Raw genomic sequence first — 20,428 nt, 5'->3', positions numbered from 1 at the left:
CAGGGGGGACCCTGTGGGAGAGTAGGACGCCGCCGAACAAATTTTATATGGGAAAGCCCCCGCGCTTCGGTGCGGGGGCTTTTCTGCGTTTACGGTCCGGCTCTCTTTTTTGTTGTCTTCGTTTCTCTTTGCCCCTTTGCCCCTTCGTCCGCTCTGTTTTCAGAGACGGCCTGCTGCCTTGAGTGCCAAGTACGCGTCGGCCAGTGCAGGCGGGAGGGCTTCCGGGGTCGCGTCGACGACAGTGACTCCGTGACGTCGAAGCTGTTCTGCCGTGCGATGGCGTTCCGCCTGCGACTGTGCCGCCGCTGCGGCTTCGTACACCGCGTCCGTGGTTCCTCGTGCCGTCGACATGCGCGCGATGTGCGGGTCGGACACGGAGGCGACGACGACGGTGTGTCGTTTGGTGAGCCTGGAGAGGACGGGGAGTAGGCCTTCTTCGATCGGGGCCGCGTCGAGCGTGGTGAGCAGCACGATCAGGGAGTGGCGGGGGGCCGTCCGCATCGCGGTGGACACCAGGCCGCGGGCGTCCATCTCCAGGAGCTCGGGTTCGAGGTGTGCCATGGCGTTGACCAGGGAGGGAAGGACATCGCCCGCGGCTCGTCCCTGTACGAGGGCGCGTACCCGGCGGTCGTAGGCGAGCAGGTCCACGCGGTCGCCGGCGCGGGAGGCGAGTGCCGCCAGCAGGAGGGCGGCGTCCATGGAGGCGTCGAGACGCGGGATGTCACCCACACGGCCTGCGGAGGTGCGGCCGGTGTCGAGGACCAGCAGGATGTGGCGGTCGCGTTCGGGTCGCCAGGTGCGGACGGCGACCGCGGACTGGCGGGCGGTCGCGCGCCAGTCGATGGACCGGGTGTCGTCCCCGGGGACGTACTCGCGCAGGCTGTCGAACTCCGTTCCCTCACCGCGTGTCAGAACGCTGGTGCGGCCGTCGAGTTCGCGCAGGCGGGCCAGCTTCGACGGCAGGTGCTTGCGGCTGGTGAACGGCGGCAGGACGCGGACCGTCCATGGGACCTGGTGGCTGCCCTGACGGCTCAGCAGGCCGAGGGGCCCGTAAGAGCGGATGATGACGCGGTCCGCGACGCGGTCGCCGCGGCGGGTGGGGCGCAGACGGGTGGTGACTCGGCGGCGTTCGCCGGCGGGGACCGTCAACCGGTGCCGGGACGCGGCGACTTCCGTGCCGGGCTCCCAACTGCTCGGCGGCCAGGCGTCGCGGATGCGGGCGCGCAGGGGGCGTCGGGACGGGTTGGTGACGGTGAGTGTGACGTCGGCGGTCTCGCCGAGACGGGCCGTGGAGTCGCCGGAGCGGCTCAGGCCGAGGCGGCGTACCGGGGCTGCCAGGGCGAAGTCGCAGGCGCAGGCGAGGGCCAGAGGGGTGTTCACCGCGAGGATGCCCGTCCAGCTCGGCTCCCAGATGCCCACGGGGAGGGAGCCGAGCGCGGCCAGGAGTGCGGTGCGTCCGGTGAGGGCCATCAGCGCGGTACGGGGACGTGGGACAGGATCGCGTTGATGACGGAGTCCGCCGTCACGCCCTCCATCTCGGCCTCCGGGCGGAGTTGGACGCGGTGGCGGAGTGTGGGCAGGGCGAGTGCTTTCACGTCGTCAGGGATGACATAGTCGCGGCCGGTCAGCCAGGCCCAGGCGCGGGCTGTGGAGAGGAGGGCGGTCGCGCCGCGAGGGGAGACCCCGAGGGTGAGGGAGGGCGACTCGCGGGTGGCGCGGCAGATGTCCACCACGTAGGCGGTGATGTCGGGGGACACGGAGGTCTTGGCGACTGCCGTGCGGGCCGCTTCGAGGTCTTCGGGGTCGGCGACGGGGCGTACGCCCGCAGCGCGCAGGTCGCGCGGGTTGAAGCCTTCGGCATGGCGGGTCAGGACGCCGATCTCGTCCTGGCGCGAGGGGAGCGGGATCGTCAGTTTCAGCAGGAAGCGGTCCAGTTGGGCTTCCGGGAGGGGGTAGGTGCCCTCGTACTCGACCGGGTTCTGGGTCGCCGCGACCAGGAAGGGCTCAGGGAGCGGACGCGGGGTTCCGTCGACCGTGACCTGGCGTTCCTCCATGGCTTCGAGGAGCGCGGACTGGGTCTTGGGAGGGGTGCGGTTGATCTCGTCCGCGAGGAGGAGGTTCGTGAAGACCGGGCCGGGCTGGAAGGAGAACTCGGCGGTGCGGGCGTCGTAGACCAGGGAGCCCGTGATGTCGCCGGGCATCAGGTCGGGGGTGAACTGGACGCGCTTGGTGTCCAGTTCGAGTGCGGACGCGAGGGTCCGCACGAGCAGGGTCTTGGCGACGCCCGGGACTCCTTCGAGGAGGACGTGCCCGCGGCAGAGCAGGGCGACGACCAGCCCGGTCACGGCCGCGTCCTGGCCGACCACGGCTTTGGCGATCTCGGCGCGCAGGGCTTCCAGGGAGGCGCGGGCGCCGGCTGCGTCCCCGGTCCCCCCGGTGTACGCGGCGTTGTCAGTGGTCGGGTCCATCATGGACGGCGTACCTCACTTTCGAGGGCGTCGAGTTGGTCGGCGAGTGCGATGAGGGCTGCGTCGTCGTGCGGTGGCGGCCCGAAGAGGAGCGAGTGCAGGGGCTGTCCTTCCCGGTGGATCCGGGTGGACAGGGCGGGGAGCAGGGCCTCGGGCGCGTGTGCCTGAGTGGGGGAGACGCCGACGAGGGGGGCGAGGCGGATGCGGGTCGTGGAGCGCAGGGCCGAGGCGGCGCGGTCGCGTGCGCGGGCCTTGGAGTAGAGGCGGGCGCGTCCTTCGACGGTCTCGGAGGCGCGGATCGCGACAGGGAGCCGTTCGGGGACGAGCGGGCCGAGGCGGCGGGCACGCCAGAGGGCTGCCAGCAGCGCGGCGAAGAAGAGCTGCAGTGTGCCCCAGAGCCAGCCCGGGGGGATCAGGTCGACGAAGCTGCGGTCGCCCGTGTCGGTGGCCGAGTCGTCGGACAGCGAGGGGAGGTACCAGACCAGATGGGGGCGGGAGCCGAGGAGTTGGAGGGCGAGCGAGGCGTTGCCCCGCTTGTCGAGGTGGTCGTTGAGGAGGATGTCGGGGGCGCCGAGGACGACGGTGTCGCCCTTCCCCTCGGCCGCCGGGAGACGCAGCAGGGTGGGCAGGCCGTCGCTCGGGTAGCAGGAGTCCGCGTCGAGGGCTTCCGTGGTGTAGCGGACGCGGCCCGTGTCGGCGGTGCCTGCCCGTCGGGCGGCCGGGAGTTCGCAGTCCGGCGGAAGCGTGGTGTCGGACGCGGGCGCCGGGGCGGCCGTGACGCCGGGTGCGAGGGTCGCGACGGACGGGGTCGCGGGGGCGACCAGCACGGTGCGGCCGTCGGAGGTGCGGAGTGCGGACCGCAGTCGCGTCTGCTGGCGGTCGGTCAGGAGGTCGGGGCGTGCGACCAGGAGGGTCGTGTCCGGCCCTGCGGCGTCGGCCGCCTCGTCGAGGGTGGTGACGACGCGTGTGGACACGCCCTGGTCGGCGAGGAGTTCGGCGACGGCGCGGCTGCCGTACGGGTCGGCCGAGCGCGGATCGAGGTTGTCGTGGCGGTCGCCCGAGCGGACCACTGCCATGGCGACGGCCGCCGCGAGGAGGACCACGGCAGCGAGCAGTACACCGCGCGACCGGGCCCACAGCCGGCGGGCGGTGGGGGAGGTGGAGGTGGACGGCAGGGTGGTGGCCCCCGTGGTCACTCGGCGGCCCCTCGGTGGGCGGCGTGGGCCGTGTTGGCTGTGTTGGTTGTGTTGGTTGTGTTTCGGGTACTGCTCGCGAGGACCGGTCTGGTGCGTTCGAGGTCGCGGTCGAGGTCGGTCAGGCGTTGGTACGTTCCCCGGTCGGCGGTTCGCCCGCCGTACGTGATGTCGTCGAAGTCCCGTGCCGCGGTGCGCAGTCGGTCCGTGTGGGCGGGGAGGCTCCGGCCGGCCTCGGCCGCCGCCTCGTCGGCGGTGCGGCCGGGACGCGGGTCGAGCAGGGCGCGTTCCTCCAGGGAGCGGACGACGGCACGCATGCGTTCCTGGACGGCCTGGTTCCAGTGGCCCTGGGCCGCGTGTGCCTCGGCTGCGGCGCGGTGTTCGGCCGCTGTGCGCGGCCGGTCGTCGAAGAGCGCGGCCGCCGACACCGGACTGAGGCGCGGGGTGCCGAGCCGCCACCACAGGGCACCGATGAGGGCCGCGGCAGCCAGGACGACGACGAGCAGGCCGAGCATGCCGCCCGGTGTCGCCGCCGAGGCGGCGCCGAAGAGTCCGTCCAGCCACTCCCAGAAGGCGTCGAGGGCCCGCCGGAACAGGCCGGGGTCGTTCTCGTGGTACATCCGCTCGGACAGCTCGCGCCGGGCCGCTTCCCGTGCGGGGTCGCGCGGGATCGACACCGGTGGTTCGCCGTCGGCGCGCGGCAGCGAGCGCAGCACTGTGCCGTCGGTGTGCGGCAGCGTGCGTATCGCTGTGAGAACTCCCCCGGCCGGACCCACTCCGTCAGCTCCCCGGGGTCGGGCCCGGGACGCCGGTGCCGTAGCCCTGGACACCGGCCGCGCGGGCCAGGTCGAGGTCGAGGGCCTCGCGGCGGATGCGCTGGTCGATGTAGAGGAGCACGGTGACGCCCGCGGTGATCGGGAACGTGAGCATCGCGCCGATCACCGATCCGATGCCGCTGACCACGAGGAACGTCCAGCCGAGGTCGCCGGCGCCGGCGTCGAGGAAGCTCGACATCCCGTTGCCGCTCACCGCGGAGGCGAGGACGGCGAACGGGATCACGATGATCGACGCGACGATGTTCGCGATGATCGTCGCGAGCAGCTGGATGCCGAAGACCCGCCACCAGGAGCCGCGCACCAGCTTGGTGGAGCGGGTGAGCGACTTGAGGATGCCCTGCTTCTCCAGCATCAGGGCGGGGGAGGCCAGCGAGAAGCGGATCATGAGCCACAGCGCGACGAGGCCGCCGGCCAGACCGCCGAGGGCCGCGAGCGCGACGGCTCCGTCGCCGCCGCCCGCGAGGCCCAGCAGGATGCCCGGCAGGATGCCCACGACGACGGCCGCGGAGGCGATGAGCGGGAGCAGCAGGGTGAGGCCGAGCAGCTTGAGGAGCTGCGGTCGGGCGTCGCTCCAGGCTTCCGCGGTGGTGACCGACTTGCCGAGTACGGCGCGGCTGGTCACGGTCGTGAGCAGGGCGGTGGCGACGATCGTGCCGAGCAGGGTGATCAGCAGCACGGCGCCGGAGCCGATCACGGTGTCCCCGAGTGCGCGGGTCAGCTCGTCGACGGTGGCGTCGGGGTCGTTGAGGGTGTCCGCGGTCGTGCTGTTGTCGAGGACGAGGCCCTGGAGCAGGATCACGGCGATCTGAGTGACGACGGCGACGGTCAGCGAGATGCCGAGGACCGTGCGCCAGTAGGTCCGCATCGTCGAGACGGCGCCGTCGAGGATCTCGCCGACACCGAGCGGGCGCAGCGGGATCACTCCGGGCTTGGCCGCGGGCGGGGGACCGCCCCAGCCGCCGCCCCAGCCGGGGTGCCCACCGGGGCCGGGACCGTAGCCGTATCCGCCGGGGCCGCCGTACTGGCCGGGCCCGGGACCGTATCCACCGGGTCCGGGACCGTAGCCGCCCGGGCCGCCGTAGCCGCCGGGGCCGGTGGGCGGCTGTCCTCCCCAGCCGGGGCCGGGCGGAGGCGGTGGTGGGGCCTGGGGCGGGGCGCCCTGGGGTCCGCCGGGGGCGGGCCACTGGGCCGGCGGAGGCTGCTCCTTGGACCACTTCGGGCCTGGGCCGGACGGAGGTGTGCCGGTCTGACCCGGCTGGTCCGCGGGTTGGGAGGGGCCGGAGGCCGGCGGCTCCTGTCCGTTCTGCCCGTCGGAGGGGGCAGATCCGGGCGCTGCCCAGCCCGGAGTGTCGTTCATCGTTGCTCCTTCACGGTGCCCGCGCGCGGTCGCGGGGGCAGGTTGGCTGCCATCGTGCCACGGTGTGCCGCGGAAGTGACCGGCTGCCGTATGGGCTGCACACCTTCAATTGTCCGCCCGGTACGGGGCAGACTGGATGGATGGCTGATCAGTACGCGACATCCCGCGAGGACAACCGGCCCACCGAGATACCCGCGCTCCGCTGGGACGAGCCGCCTGAGGGTCCCGTACTGGTCCTCCTCGACCAGACGCGGCTGCCCGCGGAGGAGGTCGAGCTGGTCTGCACGGACGCGGCCGCCCTGGTGGAGGCGATCCGGACGCTCGCCGTGCGCGGGGCGCCGCTCCTCGGCGTCGCGGGGGCGTACGGGGTGGCGCTCGCCGCCGCGCGGGGCTTCGGCGTGGACGAGGCCGCCGCCGCGCTCGCGAGCGCGCGCCCGACGGCGGTGAACCTCGCGTACGGGGTGCGCAGGGCACAAGCCGCGCATCGGGCCGTGCTGGTGGCCGGGGGTGACCACAAGCAGGCGGCCGAGGCCGCGCTCGCGGCCGCGCGGGCGCTGCACCGGGAGGACGCCGAGGCCAGCGCCCGCATGGCCGTCAACGGTCTGGCGCTGCTGGACGAGCTGCTCCCCGGGGGCAATCACCGCATCCTGACCCACTGCAACACCGGGGCGCTGGTGTCGGCGGGGGAGGGTACGGCGTTCGCGGTGGCGCTCGCGGCGCATCGCGCGGGCCGGCTGCGCAGGCTGTGGGTGGACGAAACGCGGCCGTTGCTGCAGGGTGCTCGCCTGACGGCCTACGAGGCGGCGCGCAACGCGATGGCGTACACGCTGCTCACGGACAACGCGGCGGGGTCGCTGTTCTCGGCGGGGGAGGTGGACGCGGTCCTCATCGGGGCGGACCGCATCGCGGCCGACGGTTCGGTGGCCAACAAGGTGGGGAGCTATCCGCTCGCGGTGCTGGCCAGGTACCACCACGTGCCGTTCATCGTGGTGGCGCCGCTGACTACGGTGGACCCGGACACCCCGAACGGAGCATCGATCGAGGTCGAACAGAGGGCCGGTCACGAAGTGACGGAGATCACAGCTCCTCAGGTGTCCGTGGCCGGATTCGAAGCGGGGGGCGGGATACCGGTGGCGCCCCTCGGGACGCAGGCGTACAACCCCGCATTCGATGTGACACCACCGGAGTTGGTCACTGCGATCGTCACCGAGGAGGGCGTTGTGTCGCCCGTGACGGCAGAGGCGCTCGCAGAGCTGTGTGACAGGTCACGACAGATAACGATTTAGTTAATGGGATGATGTCGTTTATGAAGGGACGAGTCCTTGTCGTCGATGACGACACCGCACTGGCCGAGATGCTCGGCATTGTGTTGCGTGGTGAAGGTTTTGAGCCGTCTTTCGTAGCCGACGGCGACAAGGCGCTGGCCGCTTTCCGTGAGAGCAAGCCCGACCTGGTGCTCCTGGACCTGATGCTTCCCGGCCGGGACGGCATCGAGGTGTGCCGCCTGATCAGGGCGGAGTCCGGGGTACCGATCGTGATGCTCACCGCGAAGAGCGACACCGTCGACGTCGTGGTCGGCCTCGAATCGGGTGCCGACGACTACATCGTGAAGCCGTTCAAGCCGAAGGAACTGGTGGCCCGGATCCGGGCGCGGCTGCGGAGGTCGGAGGAACCGGCACCCGAGCAGCTCGCCATCGGCGATCTGGTCATCGACGTGGCCGGTCACTCCGTGAAGCGGGACGGCGCGTCCATCGCGCTGACCCCGCTGGAGTTCGACCTGCTGGTGGCGCTGGCGCGCAAGCCGTGGCAGGTGTTCACGCGTGAGGTGCTCCTCGAGCAGGTCTGGGGCTACCGGCACGCGGCGGACACCCGGCTGGTGAACGTCCACGTCCAGCGACTGCGCTCCAAGGTCGAGAAGGACCCTGAGCGTCCGGAGATCGTCGTGACGGTCCGAGGTGTCGGCTACAAGGCCGGACCGAGCTGATATGCCCCGGGACAGTGCCGCTTCGGCACCCGGCGATCCGGGAGTCCGTTCGGAGCGGCCTGTCGGCCGGAGGATGACGGGTTCCCGCCGGCGACGGTTCACCGCGGGAGGGCTGCTCCAGGGCGGAGTCCAGGGCAGCCCGGTGCTGCGGCTGCTCATGCGCTGGGTGCGACGCCCGTTGCTGCCCGTGATGCGCCTGTGGCGGCGCAACATCCAGCTCAAGGTCGTCGTCACGACGCTCCTGATGTCGCTGGGTGTCGTCCTGCTGCTGGGCTTCGTCGTCATCGGGCAGGTGCGCAACGGCCTGCTGGACGCGAAGGTGAGCGTGTCGCAGAGCCAGGCCATGGGCGGCTTCGCGGTCGCCAAGAAGGAGGCCGACGACGCGGCCGGAGCGGCGGGCGACGACAATTCGAGCCGCGACGACAAGGTGCGCAACGTCAGCGGTTGGATGAGTTCCCTCGTCGTGTCGCTCTCCAGCGGTGGCCAGGGCGCCTTCAGCGTCGTCACGCTCAGCACCACCTCGGCCGACAACGACAGCAGGGGTCTCGGCCCCCGCGCGTCGGGCGACGTCAACCCGAGCCTCAGCGTGCCCGAGGACCTGCGCGAGCGGGTCGACGACGGCACGGGAGCCGTCCAGAACTACACGCGCATCGTCTACCTCAGCGGCCAGGACTCCCAACCTGCGCTGATCATCGGTACGCAGCTCAACGACCCCAACAACGACCCGTACCAGCTCTACTACCTCTTCCCGCTCACGCAGGAGGAGAAGTCCCTGAGCCTGGTCAAGGGCACGCTCGCCACGGCCGGACTCTTCGTCGTGGTGCTGCTCGGCGCCATCGCCTGGCTCGTGGTGCGCCAGGTCGTCACACCGGTGCGGATGGCCGCGGGCATCGCCGAGCGGCTGTCCGCCGGGCGTCTCCAGGAACGTATGAAGGTCACCGGCGAGGACGACATCGCACGGTTGGGCGAGGCGTTCAACAAGATGGCGCAGAACCTCCAGCTGAAGATCCAGCAGCTTGAGGACCTGTCGAGGATGCAGCGGCGGTTCGTGTCCGACGTGTCGCACGAACTGCGTACGCCTCTCACCACCGTCAGGATGGCCGCCGACGTCATCCACGACGCGCGCGTGGACTTCGACCCGGTGACCGCGCGGTCGGCCGAACTGCTCGCCGACCAGCTCGACCGGTTCGAGACGCTCCTCGCGGACCTGCTGGAGATCAGCCGGTTCGACGCGGGAGCGGCGGCCCTGGAGGCCGAGCCGATAGACCTGCGCGAGGTCGTACGCAGAGTGGTCAGCGGCGCCGAACCGCTCGCCGAGCGCAAGGGCACGCACATACGCGTCGTCGGGGACCAGCAGCCAGTGGTCGCCGAGGCGGACGCCCGGCGTGTGGAGCGGGTGCTGCGCAACCTCGTGGTCAACGCCGTCGAGCACGGCGAGGGCAAGGACGTCGTGGTCAAGCTCGCCGCGGCGGGCGGCGCCGTCGCGATCGGCGTGCGGGACTACGGCGTGGGACTCAAGCCCGGAGAGGCGACCCGGGTGTTCAGCCGCTTCTGGCGGGCCGACCCGGCACGCGCCCGTACGACCGGCGGTACGGGCCTCGGCCTGTCCATCGCCCTGGAGGACGCGCGGCTGCACGGTGGCTGGCTCCAGGCCTGGGGCGAGCCCGGTGGCGGCTCCCAGTTCCGGCTGACGCTGCCGCGTACGGCGGACGAGCCGCTGCGGGGCTCGCCGATTCCGCTGGAACCCAAGGACTCGCGGCGCAACCGCGGACTGAACGACGCGGGCCTGCCGCTCGGCGGCACGCAGAAACTGGCCACGGTTCCGGTCCAGCCGACCGGCGAGCGCTCCGTGCCGCCGATGTCGGCGCGCGCGTCCCACACGCCCCCCGTCGCGGGAGCCGTCGACCCGGCGGCACTGCCGGGCAACGGCGCGCGCGTCGTACCGCGGCCCTCGGCGGGTACGCGTGGCACGCCCGCGCCACCCGCCGACGCGCGGCCGGGTGAGCACGGCCCGGAAGCCGCGGAAGCCGCGGCGGAGCTGGACCAGGTGAAGCATGGGGAGGGAACTCGTGGGCGCTGACCGTGAGCGCCGAGGCCGCCGGCGTCCGGTTCACGCAGGGGTGTACGCCTGCTGCGGAGTCGTACTGATGACCGGGTGCGCCTCGATGCCGGACAACGGGGGCCTGCGCGACGTCGAGTCGTCCCAGCGGCCCGAGGCGCAGGTCCGGGTGTTCGCCATGCCGCCGCGCGAGAACGCCCAGCCCGAGGAGATCGTGCAGGGCTTCCTTGAGGCGCTGACCAGCGACGACCAGGGGTTCGAGACCGCGCGCAAGTACCTGACCGAAGAGGCGTCGGCCAAGTGGCGGCCGAACCAGTCGACGACGGTGCTCGCCGACGGCCCGAACACCGTGGCCGAGCACAGCAACAGCCGGGAGGCCACCGGCGACTACGCGTACGCGCTGACCGGCGCCCGGGTCGCCCGGGTGGACTCCCAGTTCGCCTACGAGCCCGCCGCGGGGAGGTACGACGAGAGCGTGCACCTCACGGAGTCCAGGAAGAAGGACGGCACCAAGCAGTGGCGCATCGACGCGCTGCCGCAGGGCCTCGTGATGGGCCTGTCCGACTTCCAGCGCAACTACGAGTCCGTCAACAAGTACTACTTCGCCTCGAACGCGGAGGACGGGCCCGACGGGCAGCTCGGGGCGGTCGCCGACCCCGTCTACGTGCGCGAGCAGGTGGACCCGATGACCCAGATGGTCACGTCGCTGCTCAAGGGCCCGACGAGCTGGCTCAAGCCGGTGGTCAGGTCGAGCTTCCCCACCGGTACGGCGCTCAAGAAGAACGCCGAGCTCGCCCCCGACGAGCAGAACCGGCTGACCGTGCCGCTGAACGCCAAGGCCGACCGGGTCGGGCAGTCCGTGTGCACGGAGATGGCTGCCCAGATCCTCTTCACCCTCCAGGACCTCACGCCCACGGGCATCGACGAGGTGGAGATCCAGCGCTCGGACGGCACGCAGTCCTGTGTGCTGACCGACAAGAGGGCCGAGATCTACGTCGCGCACGGGCCGGCGAAGCGGGCCGAGTACGAGTACTTCATCGACGGTGAGAAGCGGCTGGTGCGGATACCGGCGGCGGGCAGCGAACAGGACCCCGAACCGGTTCCCGGCGCGCTCGGCAAGGGTGACAAGGCCCTGCGGTCCGCGGCGGTCTCACGTGACGAGGACACCGCGGCCGGGGTGTCGCTCGACGGGCGCTCCCTCTTCGTGGGGTCGCTGGCGTCGGGCGGTTCGCTCGGCGAGGCCGTCGTGCGCAGCAAGGCCACCTCGGAGGACGACGGGCTCTCGACACCCAGCTGGGACGCGAGCGGCGGCCTGTGGGTGGCCGACCGCGACCCGAAGGACTCCCGGCTGCTCCTGCTGGCGAAGGGCGCGGAGGAGCCGACGGCCGTCAAGACGCCCGTCGGGCTCGAAGGGCGGATCGAGGCGGTGCGCGTGGCCGCGGACGGCGTGCGGATCGCGCTGATCGTTCGGGAAGGTGACAGCACGACCCTGCTCATCGGGCGGATCGAGCGGCAGGACGGACCGGGCGGCCGGGAAACCGTCGCGATCCACGAACTGCGGTCCGTGGCGCCGCGGCTGGAGGAGGTCACGGCCATGTCCTGGGCCGGCGACAGCCGCCTGGTCGTGGTCGGGCGCGAGGCCGGCGGGGTGCAGCAGATCCGGTACGTGCAGGTCGACGGCTCCACGCCGGTCGGGTCCGCGCCCTCCGCGCTCACCGGCGTGAAGGAGATCGCGGCGTCCGAGGACGAGCGGCTGCCCCTGGTGGCGCACTCGGAGGACGGGATCGTGCGGCTCTCCTCCGGGGAGCAGTGGCAGACCGTGGTGAAGACGGGGATGGCGCCGGTCTATCCGGGGTGACGACCGGCCTCGCGTGCCGGTCCTCCGGCGTCCTGCCTTTCGGCGGGGCGCCGGTTCTCTGTTTCCGCGGCGCCCGACGCCGGATTCGGGACGGTCGGTGTCGGGGTCGTCGTCCGACGCGCGGCGCTTGTTGCGAGGGGCGGTGCGCCCGGCGCGGGGCGCGGGGCGGGGCGGTGCGCCGAGGTGGCGCGCGGGGCACGAGGCGGGGTGCGGGGCACGGGGCGGGGCGCGGGGTGCGGGGCCGGGTGCGGGGCACCGGGCGCAAGGTGGGCGGAATCAGGGGCTCGGGGCTCGGGAAATCGAGGCCCTGCTCGCGTGCTGCGCTCGTGCTGCTCCCGTGCTGCTCCCGTGCTGCGCTCGTGTGGGTGACCGCCCTCGACCGTTGCGGGGAGTTGTCCACAGGCGGTTGTCCACAGGGGTGGCCGGGTCGGCCGGGCGTTGGCACAGTGGTGGCCATGCGGGGGTGGTGGCAGGACCTCACGGACCTGGTGCTGCCGGCCGAGTGCGGAGGCTGCGGTGGGCCTCGCACGGCGCTCTGCCCGGAGTGCCGTGCCGCCCTGACGGGGGCCGTACCGAGCCGGGTGCGACCGGAGCCGGAGCCGCCGGGGCTGCCTGTGGTGCACGCCGCGGCGCGGTACGAGAACGAGGTGCGGGCGATGTTGCTCGCCCACAAGGAACGGGGGGCGCTGATACTCGCGGGGCCGCTGGGAGCGGCTCTGGCGGTGGCTGTGAGAGCCGGAGCCGAAAGGGCGGGTGCTGTCCGGACAGCACCCGCTGGGACTGAGGCAGGAGCAGGAGCAGGAGCAGGAGCAGGGACAGGGGCCGCGCGGGGCGGGCGTGCGCCCGAGGACGGAGTCCTTCCGTGCGGGGGAGCCGGCGGCTTCGGCGGTCCGCTGGCGCTGGTGCCGGTGCCCTCCACGCGCAGGGCGGTCCGAGCGCGGGGACACGACCCGGCACGTCGGATCGCGCTGGCTGCGGCGGGCGAGCTGCGGCGAACCGGTACGCCGGCCCGGGTGCTCGCCGTCCTGCGCCAGCGGCGGACCGTGGCCGACCAGTCGGGGCTCGACTCCCGGCAGCGGCTGGACAACCTCGCCGGCGCCCTGGAGGTGGCCCCGGGCGGTATGCGCCTGCTGGCGGAGGGCGGCCGGGTCGTGCTCGTCGACGACCTGATGACCACGGGCGCCTCCCTCGCCGAGGCGGCCCGGGCCGTGGGAGCCGCGCTCCGGCAGCGGAACCACCCGTACGGCCGGACGGCCGCCGAGGAAGCGTGGGAAGCGGGAGGAAGGGGGCGCGCGGGGACTCGCGTGCCACTGACAGGTGTAGGACGCCCGGAACCGGTGAGGGAATTGGGCGGCAGGGACGTTGAGGGAGACACGATCGGCGCGGCAGTGGTCGCGTCGTCTCCAGCATCTTTCGAAAATAAACCGGAACTGACAGAGGAGTTGCGTCGTTGCAGGTAGTGACTGGTCCAATTCGCTTGAATGGAGGTACGTCTCGGTAGAGGGTGACGACATCCGTCCAGGCGAGATATGTTCGGTTGTGAGGGAATGGCGAACGCCGGACCTTGCATCTCCGAATGCCGTCCCTCGTGTTTTCCGCAATCACCCGCGACGGTGGGGTGGAGATCTTGCCCGCGGGGGAGGAGGAGGTGGAAGTCACCAAGTCCGAGGCCTCGGGACGTACCGGGGCCTGGTGCAAAAGGGAGATGCTCCGCCGTTGATGCGGAGTGATCCGGGAACGGAGTTCTGCGTGGACATCGTCGTCAAGGGCCGCAAGACCGAGGTGCCCGAGCGGTTCCGCAAGCACGTGGCCGAGAAGCTGAAGCTGGAGAAGATCCAGAAGCTCGATGGCAAGGTGATCAGCCTCGACGTCGAGGTGTCCAAGGAGCCGAACCCCCGGCAGGCCGACCGCTCCGACAGGGTGGAGATCACGCTCCGCTCGCGCGGTCCGGTGATTCGGGCGGAGGCGGCGGCAAGCGACGCGTACGCGGCGCTGGACCTGGCGACCGACAAGCTCGAGGCCCGGCTGCGGAAGCAGCACGACAAGCGGCACACCCGCAGGGGAGCCCGCAGGATCTCGGCGGCCGAGGTCGCCGACCACGTTCCGGGCGCGGCGACGCTGAACGGGAACGGTGACGTCGTCCACGACGAAGAGCCCGACGCGGTGCCGACCAAGATGGTCGGGTCGCTCGAGGTGAAGGGCGACGGCCCCCTCGTCGTGCGCGAGAAGACACATGTCGCGTCCCCGATGACGCTCGACCAGGCGCTCTACGAGATGGAGCTGGTCGGGCACGACTTCTATCTGTTCGTCGACTCCGAGACCAAGGAGCCGAGTGTCGTCTACCGGCGGCACGCATACGACTACGGCGTCATCCACCTCAACACGGACCCGATGGTGGCCCAGGGGCAGAGCACCCCGGTGAGTGGTGCACTGGGCGGCTGACCTCGCCCTGTGAGCGCTGGACCGGTGCCCCTGGAGCGTGCGCGCGCCCCCAGGGGCACCGGTGTGCGACCCCTTCGTGCCCTGCTCTGTCGTCCCGTTGTCGTCCGGGCATGAAATCATGGCTCTACCCGCCTCAACCGGGGCGCCGTTGCCTTGGGTTGGCGATGGCACAGGAACACAGGCCACGGCCTTCAGGGGGAGGACCCATGGCGGACAGCTTCGGACCGATGCGTGACGAAGATGCCGACGACGGCGTCGTCGGCATGGGCCCGGACGGGGCCTCCTCACGCAAGGAGCCCATCAGGGTCCTCGTCGTGGACGACCACGCCCTTTTCCGTCGCGGCCTGGAGATCGTGCTGGCCGCAGAGGAGGACATCCAGGTCGTCGGCGAGGCGGGCGACGGCGCCGAGGCGGTCGACAAGGCCGCGGACCTGCTGCCCGACATCGTGCTGATGGACGTGCGGATGCCCAAGCGGGGCGGGATCGAGGCGTGCACCTCCATCAAGGAGGTCGCCCCCAGCGCGAAGATCATCATGTTGACGATCAGCGACGAGGAGGCGGACCTCTACGACGCGATCAAGGCGGGGGCCACCGGTTATCTCCTCAAGGAGATCTCCACGGACGAGGTGGCCACGGCCATTCGTGCAGTGGCCGACGGCCAGTCGCAGATCAGCCCGTCGATGGCGTCGAAACTGCTCACCGAGTTCAAGTCGATGATCCAGCGGACGGACGAGCGGCGGCTGGTGCCGGCGCCGCGGCTCACGGAACGCGAGCTGGAGGTTCTCAAGCTCGTCGCCACCGGAATGAACAACCGGGACATCGCCAAGGAACTGTTCATCTCCGAGAACACCGTGAAGAACCACGTGCGCAACATTCTGGAGAAGCTGCAACTGCATTCCAGGATGGAAGCCGTGGTCTACGCCATGCGGGAGAAGATCCTCGAAATCCGGTGACCTCCGCGGGATGCGCGCCGGTGGCCTTCCGCCCGACGCCCTTCGGCGCCGCAGGCGTCAGACGTCACGCATCAGGTCAGGTGTCGGGCACCAGGCGTCCCGCGTCCGCGGGCGGGGTGTGTCGGGGCGTGGGTCGTCGGGGCGTGGGTCGTCGGGCCGGACTCGCTGGGGGCGTCAGGCCAGGCTCCGGGCCAGCTCGGCCGCCAGCGGCGCGCGCAGGTCCGGGGCGTCCACGCGCTCCACGCGGACGTTCGTGCAGCCGACCCAGCTCGCCGCCTCCAGGAGGGCCTGGGCCACCGCTGGGACCGCCTTGGGGCCGTCCAGCGTGACCTGCTTGGCGACCAGCGTGGCGCCGTCGCGGGCGGGGTCCACCCGGCCCACCAGGCGGCCGCCGGCGAGGACCGGCATGGCGAAGTAGCCGTACACCCGCTTCGGCTTGGGGACGTAGGCCTCCAGGCGGTGGGTGAATCCGAAGATCCGCTCCGTGCGCGCACGCTCCCAGATCAGGGAGTCGAACGGCGACAGCAGCGTGGTGCGGTGCCGGCCGCGCGCGGGTGTCTCCAGCGCCGCGGGGTCGGCCCAAGCGGGCTTCCCCCAGCCCGCCACCGTGACCGGGACCAGACCCGAGTCCGCGATCACCGCGTCGACCTGCTCGCCCTTGAGCCGGTGGTAGTCGGCGATGTCCGCGCGCGTGCCGACGCCCAGGGAGCGGCCGGCGAGCCGCACGAGGCGGCGCAGGCACTCCTGGTCGTCCAGTTCGTCGTGCAGCAGCGCGTCCGGGATCGCCCGCTCCGCCAGGTCGTAGACCCGCTTCCAGCCGCGGCGCTCGGTGCACACCACCTCGCCGTACATCAGGGCGCGTTCGACGGCGACCTTCGTGCCCGACCAGTCCCACCACTCGCTGGTCTTCTTCGCGCCGCCCAGGTCGGTGGCCGTCAGCGGGCCCTCGGTCCTCAACTGCTTGACGACCTGCTCGTAGGTGCCTGCGGGCAGGTCGTGGTTCCAGTGCGGGCGCGCGCGGTAGGCGCGGCGGCGGAACGCGAAGTGCGGCCACTCCTCGACCGGGAGGATGCACGCGGCGTGCGACCAGTACTCGAACGCGTGGGGGCTGCCCGGACCCCCGTCCGCGGACGGGGTCGCGGTCCAGTACGCGTCGTCGACCGTCCTGCGGCCGACGGCGCCGAGGCGCGCGTACGGGATGAGTTCGTGTGAGCGGGCCAGCACCGAGATGGTGTCGAGCTGCACCGCGCCCAGGTGCCGCAGCACGCCCCGGACCCCGCCGCTGCGGTCCGGCGCGCCCAGGAACCCCTGCGCGCGCAGGGCGATCCGGCGGGCCTCGTCGGCGGAGAGTTCGGCGGTCGGGCGCGGCAGACTCGTCATGGTCCGCACGATAGACGCCCGCACTGACACCGGCGCGGGACCCGCGGGAATCCCCCGGTGCGTGCCGAACGCCGCGGACCAGGGGCTCAGTCCCGGTGACGGGCCGGCAGATAGGGCGCCGCCGACGGCAGTCCGAGGTCCGAGGGCAGCAGCGACCCGACCCAGCAGTCGCGGCGCACGCCCTTGTTGTTGATGGCGGAGCGCAGCGTGCCCTCGATGGTGAACCCGGTGCGTTCGGCGACCGCGCGGGAGCCCGCGTTGCCCACCTCGGCCCGCCACTCGACGCGGTCGATCGCCAGCCGGGTGAACGCCCAGCGGGAGGCGGTCAGGACGGCCTCGGAGATGTAGCCGTTGCCCCGGTGCTCCTTCGTCGTCCAGAAGCCGATCTCGCCGACCCCGAGGGAGCGCATTGTGATGCCGAGCATCCCGGCGAGCTCGCCGCCGAACGGCAGGAAGACACCGAACGTGAACATCGAGCCGTCCGCCCAGCCGTCGGGCACCATCTGCTCGGTGAAGCCCGCCGCGTGCTCGCGCAGGTACGGGGAGGGGATCGTGGTCCAGCGCTGGATGTCGGGATCCTGGGCGGCGTCGTACACGGCGTCGGTGTCGTGCGCTCCCACCGTGCGCAGCAGGAGTCGTGCGGAGGTCAGCGTGACGGGGTCCATCCGCCGATTCTGCTCGGGCGCGCCTGGGGAAGCCATCACTTTTGCCCTGCGTGACCCGACGGTCACCTTTCGTGGTGGCCGTGCGGCACCTTCCGCCACCCGTGTCCGTTGTCCAGGTGGCTGTGCCCTGCAGGCCTCCCGGCGCGGCGGGGTCCTCGCTTACGATGGCCGTTGCTGAAGCTGTCTTTTCAAACCGACCGTCCCAGGCCCGACCGGCAAGGAGACAAACCCCCGTGTCCGTCCTCTCGAAGATCATGCGTGCAGGCGAAGGCAAGATCCTGCGCAAGCTGCACCGCATCGCGGACCAGGTCAACTCCATCGAAGAGGACTTCGTCGACCTCTCCGACGCCGAGCTGCGAGCCCTGACCGATGAGTACAAGCAGCGGTACGCCGACGGCGAGAGCCTCGACGACCTGCTGCCCGAGGCGTTCGCCACCGTCCGCGAGGCCGCCAAGCGCGTCCTCGGCCAGCGTCACTACGACGTGCAGATCATGGGTGGCGCCGCACTCCACCTCGGCTACGTGGCCGAGATGAAGACCGGTGAGGGCAAGACCCTGGTCGGCACGCTGCCCGCTTATCTGAACGCCCTCTCGGGTGCCGGCGTCCACCTCATCACGGTGAACGACTACCTGGCCGAGCGCGACTCCGAGATGATGGGCCGCGTCCACAAGTTCCTGGGCCTCGAAGTCGGCTGCATCCTGGCCAACATGACGCCGGCCCAGCGTCGCGAGCAGTACGCCTGCGACATCACGTACGGCACGAACAACGAGTTCGGCTTCGACTACCTGCGCGACAACATGGCGTGGTCGCAGGACGAACTGGTGCAGCGCGGCCACAACTTCGCGGTCGTCGACGAGGTCGACTCGATCCTCGTGGACGAGGCGCGCACGCCGCTGATCATCTCCGGCCCCGCCGACCAGGCCACCAAGTGGTACGGCGACTTCGCCAAGCTCGTCACGCGCCTGAAGAAGGGCGAGGCGGGCAACACCCTCAAGGGCATCGAGGAGACCGGCGACTACGAGGTCGACGAGAAGAAGCGCACGGTCGCGATCCACGAGCCCGGTGTCGCCAAGGTCGAGGACTGGCTGGGCATCGACAACCTCTACGAGTCGGTGAACACGCCTCTGGTGGGCTACCTGAACAACGCCATCAAGGCCAAGGAGCTCTTCAAGAAGGACAAGGACTACGTCGTCATCGACGGCGAGGTCATGATCGTCGACGAGCACACCGGCCGTATCCTCGCCGGCCGCCGCTACAACGAGGGCATGCACCAGGCGATCGAGGCGAAGGAAGGGGTGGACATCAAGGACGAGAACCAGACGCTCGCGACGATCACCCTGCAGAACTTCTTCCGCCTCTACAAGCGCCACGACCACCAGGGCAAGGAAGTGCCGGGCCTCTCCGGCATGACCGGTACGGCGATGACCGAGGCCGCCGAGTTCCACCAGATCTACAAGCTCGGCGTCGTCCCGATCCCGACCAACCGCCCGATGGTGCGCAAGGACCAGTCCGACCTGATCTACCGCACCGAGGTCGCGAAGTTCGAGGCGGTCGTCGACGACATCGTCGAGAAGCACGAGAAGGGCCAGCCGATCCTGGTCGGCACCACCTCGGTCGAGAAGTCCGAGTACCTCTCGCAGCAGCTCAGCAAGCGCGGCGTCCAGCACGAGGTGCTGAACGCGAAGCAGCACGACCGCGAGGCGACGATCGTCGCGCAGGCCGGCCGCAGGGGCGCCGTCACGGTCGCCACGAACATGGCCGGCCGCGGTACGGACATCAAGCTCGGCGGCAACCCCGACGACCTCGCCGAGGCGGAGCTGCGCCAGCGCGGCCTCGACCCCGAGGAGCACATCGAGGAGTGGGCGGCCGCGCTGCCCGCCGCCCTGGAGCGTGCCGAGAAGGCCGTCCAGGCGGAGTTCGAGGAGGTCAAGGACCTCGGCGGGCTCTACGTCCTCGGCACCGAGCGCCACGAGTCCCGGCGCATCGACAACCAGCTGCGCGGTCGTTCCGGCCGTCAGGGCGACCCCGGCGAGTCCCGCTTCTACCTCTCCCTGGGCGACGACCTGATGCGGCTGTTCAAGGCCCAGATGGTCGAGCGCGTCATGTCGATGGCGAACGTCCCGGACGACGTGCCGATCGAGAACAAGATGGTCACCCGTGCCATCGCCTCCGCCCAGTCGCAGGTCGAGACGCAGAACTTCGAGACCCGCAAGAACGTCCTCAAGTACGACGAGGTCCTCAACCGGCAGCGCGAGGTCATCTACGGCGAGCGCCGGCGCGTCCTGGAGGGCGAGGACCTGCAGGAGCAGATCCAGCACTTCACGGACGACACGATCGACGCGTACATCGACGCGGAGACCGCCGAGGGCTTCGCCGAGGAGTGGGACCTGGACCGGCTGTGGGGCGCCTTCAAGCAGCTCTACCCGGTGAAGGTCACGGTCGAGGAGCTGGAGGAGGCGGCGGGCGACCGTGCGGGCCTCACCGCCGAGTTCGTCTCCGAGTCCATCAAGGACGACATCCACGAGCAGTACGCGGCCCGCGAGGCGCAGCTCGGCTCCGAGATCATGCGTGAGCTGGAGCGCCGGGTCGTGCTGTCGGTCCTCGACCGCAAGTGGCGCGAGCACCTCTACGAGATGGACTACCTCCAGGAGGGCATCGGCCTGCGCGCGATGGCCCAGAAGGACCCGCTGGTCGAGTACCAGCGCGAGGGCTTCGACATGTTCACCGCCATGATGGACGGCATCAAGGAGGAGTCCGTCGGCTACCTGTTCAACCTGGAGGTCCAGGTCGAGCAGCAGGTCGAGGAGGTCCCCGTGGAGGACTCCAGGCCGTCGCTCGCCAAGCAGGACGCCGTTCCCGCCGGCGCGCCGCGGCCGGAGATCCGTGCCAAGGGCCTCGACGCTCCGCAGCGTCCGGACCGGCTGCACTTCTCCGCTCCGACCGTCGACGGCGAGGGCGGCATCGTCGAGGGCGACTTCGCCAACGACGACGAGCCCGTGCGCTCCGAGTCCGACGGCCTCACGCGCGCCGAGCGCCGCAAGCAGCAGAAGGGCGGCCGTCGCCGCAAGAAGTGACGGCTCGCACCGCGTCGAACCGTGAAGGGCCGGACACCTCGGGTGTCCGGCCCTTCGGGCTTCCCGGACCGGGCGGGCCGCCGGACCCGGCAGGCGCTCTTCGGACCGGGCGGGCCGCCGGACCCGGCAGGCGCTCTTCGGACCGGGCGGGCCGCCGGA

Annotated in this window: 15 protein-coding genes; 8 read left to right on the top strand and 7 right to left on the bottom strand. The window is 71.3% G+C overall.

Features of this window, described 5'->3' with window-relative positions:
- Positions 1–159: 159 nt before the first annotated feature.
- From IE265_RS32700 to IE265_RS32680, 5 genes are read right to left on the bottom strand one after another with little or no spacing between them, the layout of a single operon-like run.
- A complete protein-coding gene (locus tag IE265_RS32700) occupies positions 160–1,470 on the bottom strand; it encodes a DUF58 domain-containing protein (RefSeq protein WP_190039379.1) in 1,311 nt (436 codons plus the stop codon).
- Positions 1,470–2,471 carry an AAA family ATPase gene (locus IE265_RS32695; protein WP_373303079.1) on the bottom strand — a complete coding sequence of 334 codons (1,002 nt, stop codon included), beginning with the start codon at positions 2,469–2,471 and terminating at the stop codon, positions 1,470–1,472. The genes IE265_RS32700 and IE265_RS32695 overlap by 1 nt, the downstream gene beginning before the upstream one ends.
- Entirely contained in the window at positions 2,468–3,664 is a 1,197-nt protein-coding gene (locus IE265_RS32690; RefSeq protein ID WP_190039377.1) for a DUF4350 domain-containing protein, read from the bottom strand. The genes IE265_RS32695 and IE265_RS32690 overlap by 4 nt, the downstream gene beginning before the upstream one ends.
- Positions 3,661–4,437 carry a DUF4129 domain-containing protein gene (locus IE265_RS32685; RefSeq protein ID WP_190039376.1) on the bottom strand — a complete coding sequence of 259 codons (777 nt, stop codon included), beginning with the start codon at positions 4,435–4,437 and terminating at the stop codon, positions 3,661–3,663. Before IE265_RS32685 ends, IE265_RS32690 begins: the two co-directional genes overlap by 4 nt.
- 4 nt (positions 4,438–4,441) lie before the next feature.
- Entirely contained in the window at positions 4,442–5,854 is a 1,413-nt protein-coding gene (locus IE265_RS32680; RefSeq protein WP_190039375.1) for a DUF7847 domain-containing protein, read from the bottom strand.
- 140 nt (positions 5,855–5,994) lie between these two features.
- On the opposite strand from IE265_RS32680, the gene mtnA reads away from it, so the two are divergent.
- From mtnA to IE265_RS32645, 7 genes are all read left to right on the top strand, one after another.
- Positions 5,995–7,140: an S-methyl-5-thioribose-1-phosphate isomerase gene (gene mtnA, locus IE265_RS32675; protein ID WP_190039374.1), complete on the top strand. Its 1,146-nt coding sequence runs from the start codon at positions 5,995–5,997 to the stop codon at positions 7,138–7,140.
- 8 nt (positions 7,141–7,148) lie between these two features.
- Positions 7,149–7,838 (top strand): two-component system response regulator MtrA, encoded by a 690-nt coding sequence (gene mtrA / locus IE265_RS32670; protein ID WP_188114266.1) that lies wholly within the window; start codon positions 7,149–7,151, stop codon positions 7,836–7,838.
- 1 nt (position 7,839) lies between these two features.
- Positions 7,840–9,918: an MtrAB system histidine kinase MtrB gene (mtrB, locus tag IE265_RS32665; protein WP_190039373.1), complete on the top strand. Its 2,079-nt coding sequence runs from the start codon at positions 7,840–7,842 to the stop codon at positions 9,916–9,918.
- Positions 9,908–11,755: an LpqB family beta-propeller domain-containing protein gene (locus tag IE265_RS32660; RefSeq protein ID WP_190039372.1), complete on the top strand. Its 1,848-nt coding sequence runs from the start codon at positions 9,908–9,910 to the stop codon at positions 11,753–11,755. Before mtrB ends, IE265_RS32660 begins: the two co-directional genes overlap by 11 nt.
- Before the next feature lie 455 nt (positions 11,756–12,210).
- On the top strand, positions 12,211–13,215 hold the full coding sequence (locus IE265_RS32655) for a ComF family protein (RefSeq protein WP_190039371.1): 1,005 nt from the start codon (positions 12,211–12,213) through the stop codon (positions 13,213–13,215).
- A gap of 289 nt (positions 13,216–13,504) precedes the next feature.
- Positions 13,505–14,197: a ribosome hibernation-promoting factor, HPF/YfiA family gene (hpf, locus tag IE265_RS32650; protein ID WP_373303080.1), complete on the top strand. Its 693-nt coding sequence runs from the start codon at positions 13,505–13,507 to the stop codon at positions 14,195–14,197.
- Positions 14,198–14,403: 206 nt separating this feature from the next.
- Entirely contained in the window at positions 14,404–15,150 is a 747-nt protein-coding gene (locus IE265_RS32645) for a response regulator (protein ID WP_190039369.1), read from the top strand.
- Between the two features lie 174 nt (positions 15,151–15,324).
- Here the strand turns inward: IE265_RS32645 and IE265_RS32640 are convergent, their stop codons facing one another.
- On the bottom strand, positions 15,325–16,530 hold the full coding sequence (locus tag IE265_RS32640) for a winged helix-turn-helix domain-containing protein (RefSeq protein WP_190039368.1): 1,206 nt from the start codon (positions 16,528–16,530) through the stop codon (positions 15,325–15,327).
- Positions 16,531–16,616: 86 nt separating this feature from the next.
- Entirely contained in the window at positions 16,617–17,195 is a 579-nt protein-coding gene (locus IE265_RS32635) for a GNAT family N-acetyltransferase (RefSeq protein ID WP_190039367.1), read from the bottom strand.
- 233 nt (positions 17,196–17,428) lie between these two features.
- Between IE265_RS32635 and secA the strand changes: the two genes are divergently transcribed.
- Positions 17,429–20,269: a preprotein translocase subunit SecA gene (gene secA, locus IE265_RS32630; protein ID WP_190039366.1), complete on the top strand. Its 2,841-nt coding sequence runs from the start codon at positions 17,429–17,431 to the stop codon at positions 20,267–20,269.
- Positions 20,270–20,428 lie beyond the last annotated feature (159 nt).

Source organism: Streptomyces fructofermentans (genome assembly GCF_014651055.1).
GTDB lineage: Bacteria > Actinomycetota > Actinomycetes > Streptomycetales > Streptomycetaceae > Streptomyces > Streptomyces fructofermentans.
Note: the sequence above shows the minus strand (reverse complement) of the source record. Positions and strands in the feature narration are given on the sequence as shown.

Bases quoted from the DNA above. Each gene is read 5' to 3' on its own strand.
- mtrA (WP_188114266.1), top strand. From the start codon at position 7,149: ATGATGTCGTTTATGAAGGGACGAGTCCTTGTCGTCGATGACGACACC.
- IE265_RS32680 (WP_190039375.1), bottom strand. From the start codon at position 5,854: ATGAACGACACTCCGGGCTGGGCAGCGCCCGGATCTGCCCCCTCCGAC.
- IE265_RS32640 (WP_190039368.1), bottom strand. From the start codon at position 16,530: ATGACGAGTCTGCCGCGCCCGACCGCCGAACTCTCCGCCGACGAGGCC.
- IE265_RS32700 (WP_190039379.1), bottom strand. From the start codon at position 1,470: ATGGCCCTCACCGGACGCACCGCACTCCTGGCCGCGCTCGGCTCCCTC.
- mtnA (WP_190039374.1), top strand. From the start codon at position 5,995: ATGGCTGATCAGTACGCGACATCCCGCGAGGACAACCGGCCCACCGAG.
- IE265_RS32635 (WP_190039367.1), bottom strand. From the start codon at position 17,195: ATGGACCCCGTCACGCTGACCTCCGCACGACTCCTGCTGCGCACGGTG.
- IE265_RS32655 (WP_190039371.1), top strand. From the start codon at position 12,211: ATGCGGGGGTGGTGGCAGGACCTCACGGACCTGGTGCTGCCGGCCGAG.
- IE265_RS32645 (WP_190039369.1), top strand. From the start codon at position 14,404: ATGGCGGACAGCTTCGGACCGATGCGTGACGAAGATGCCGACGACGGC.
- IE265_RS32695 (WP_373303079.1), bottom strand. From the start codon at position 2,471: ATGATGGACCCGACCACTGACAACGCCGCGTACACCGGGGGGACCGGG.
- mtrB (WP_190039373.1), top strand. From the start codon at position 7,840: ATGCCCCGGGACAGTGCCGCTTCGGCACCCGGCGATCCGGGAGTCCGT.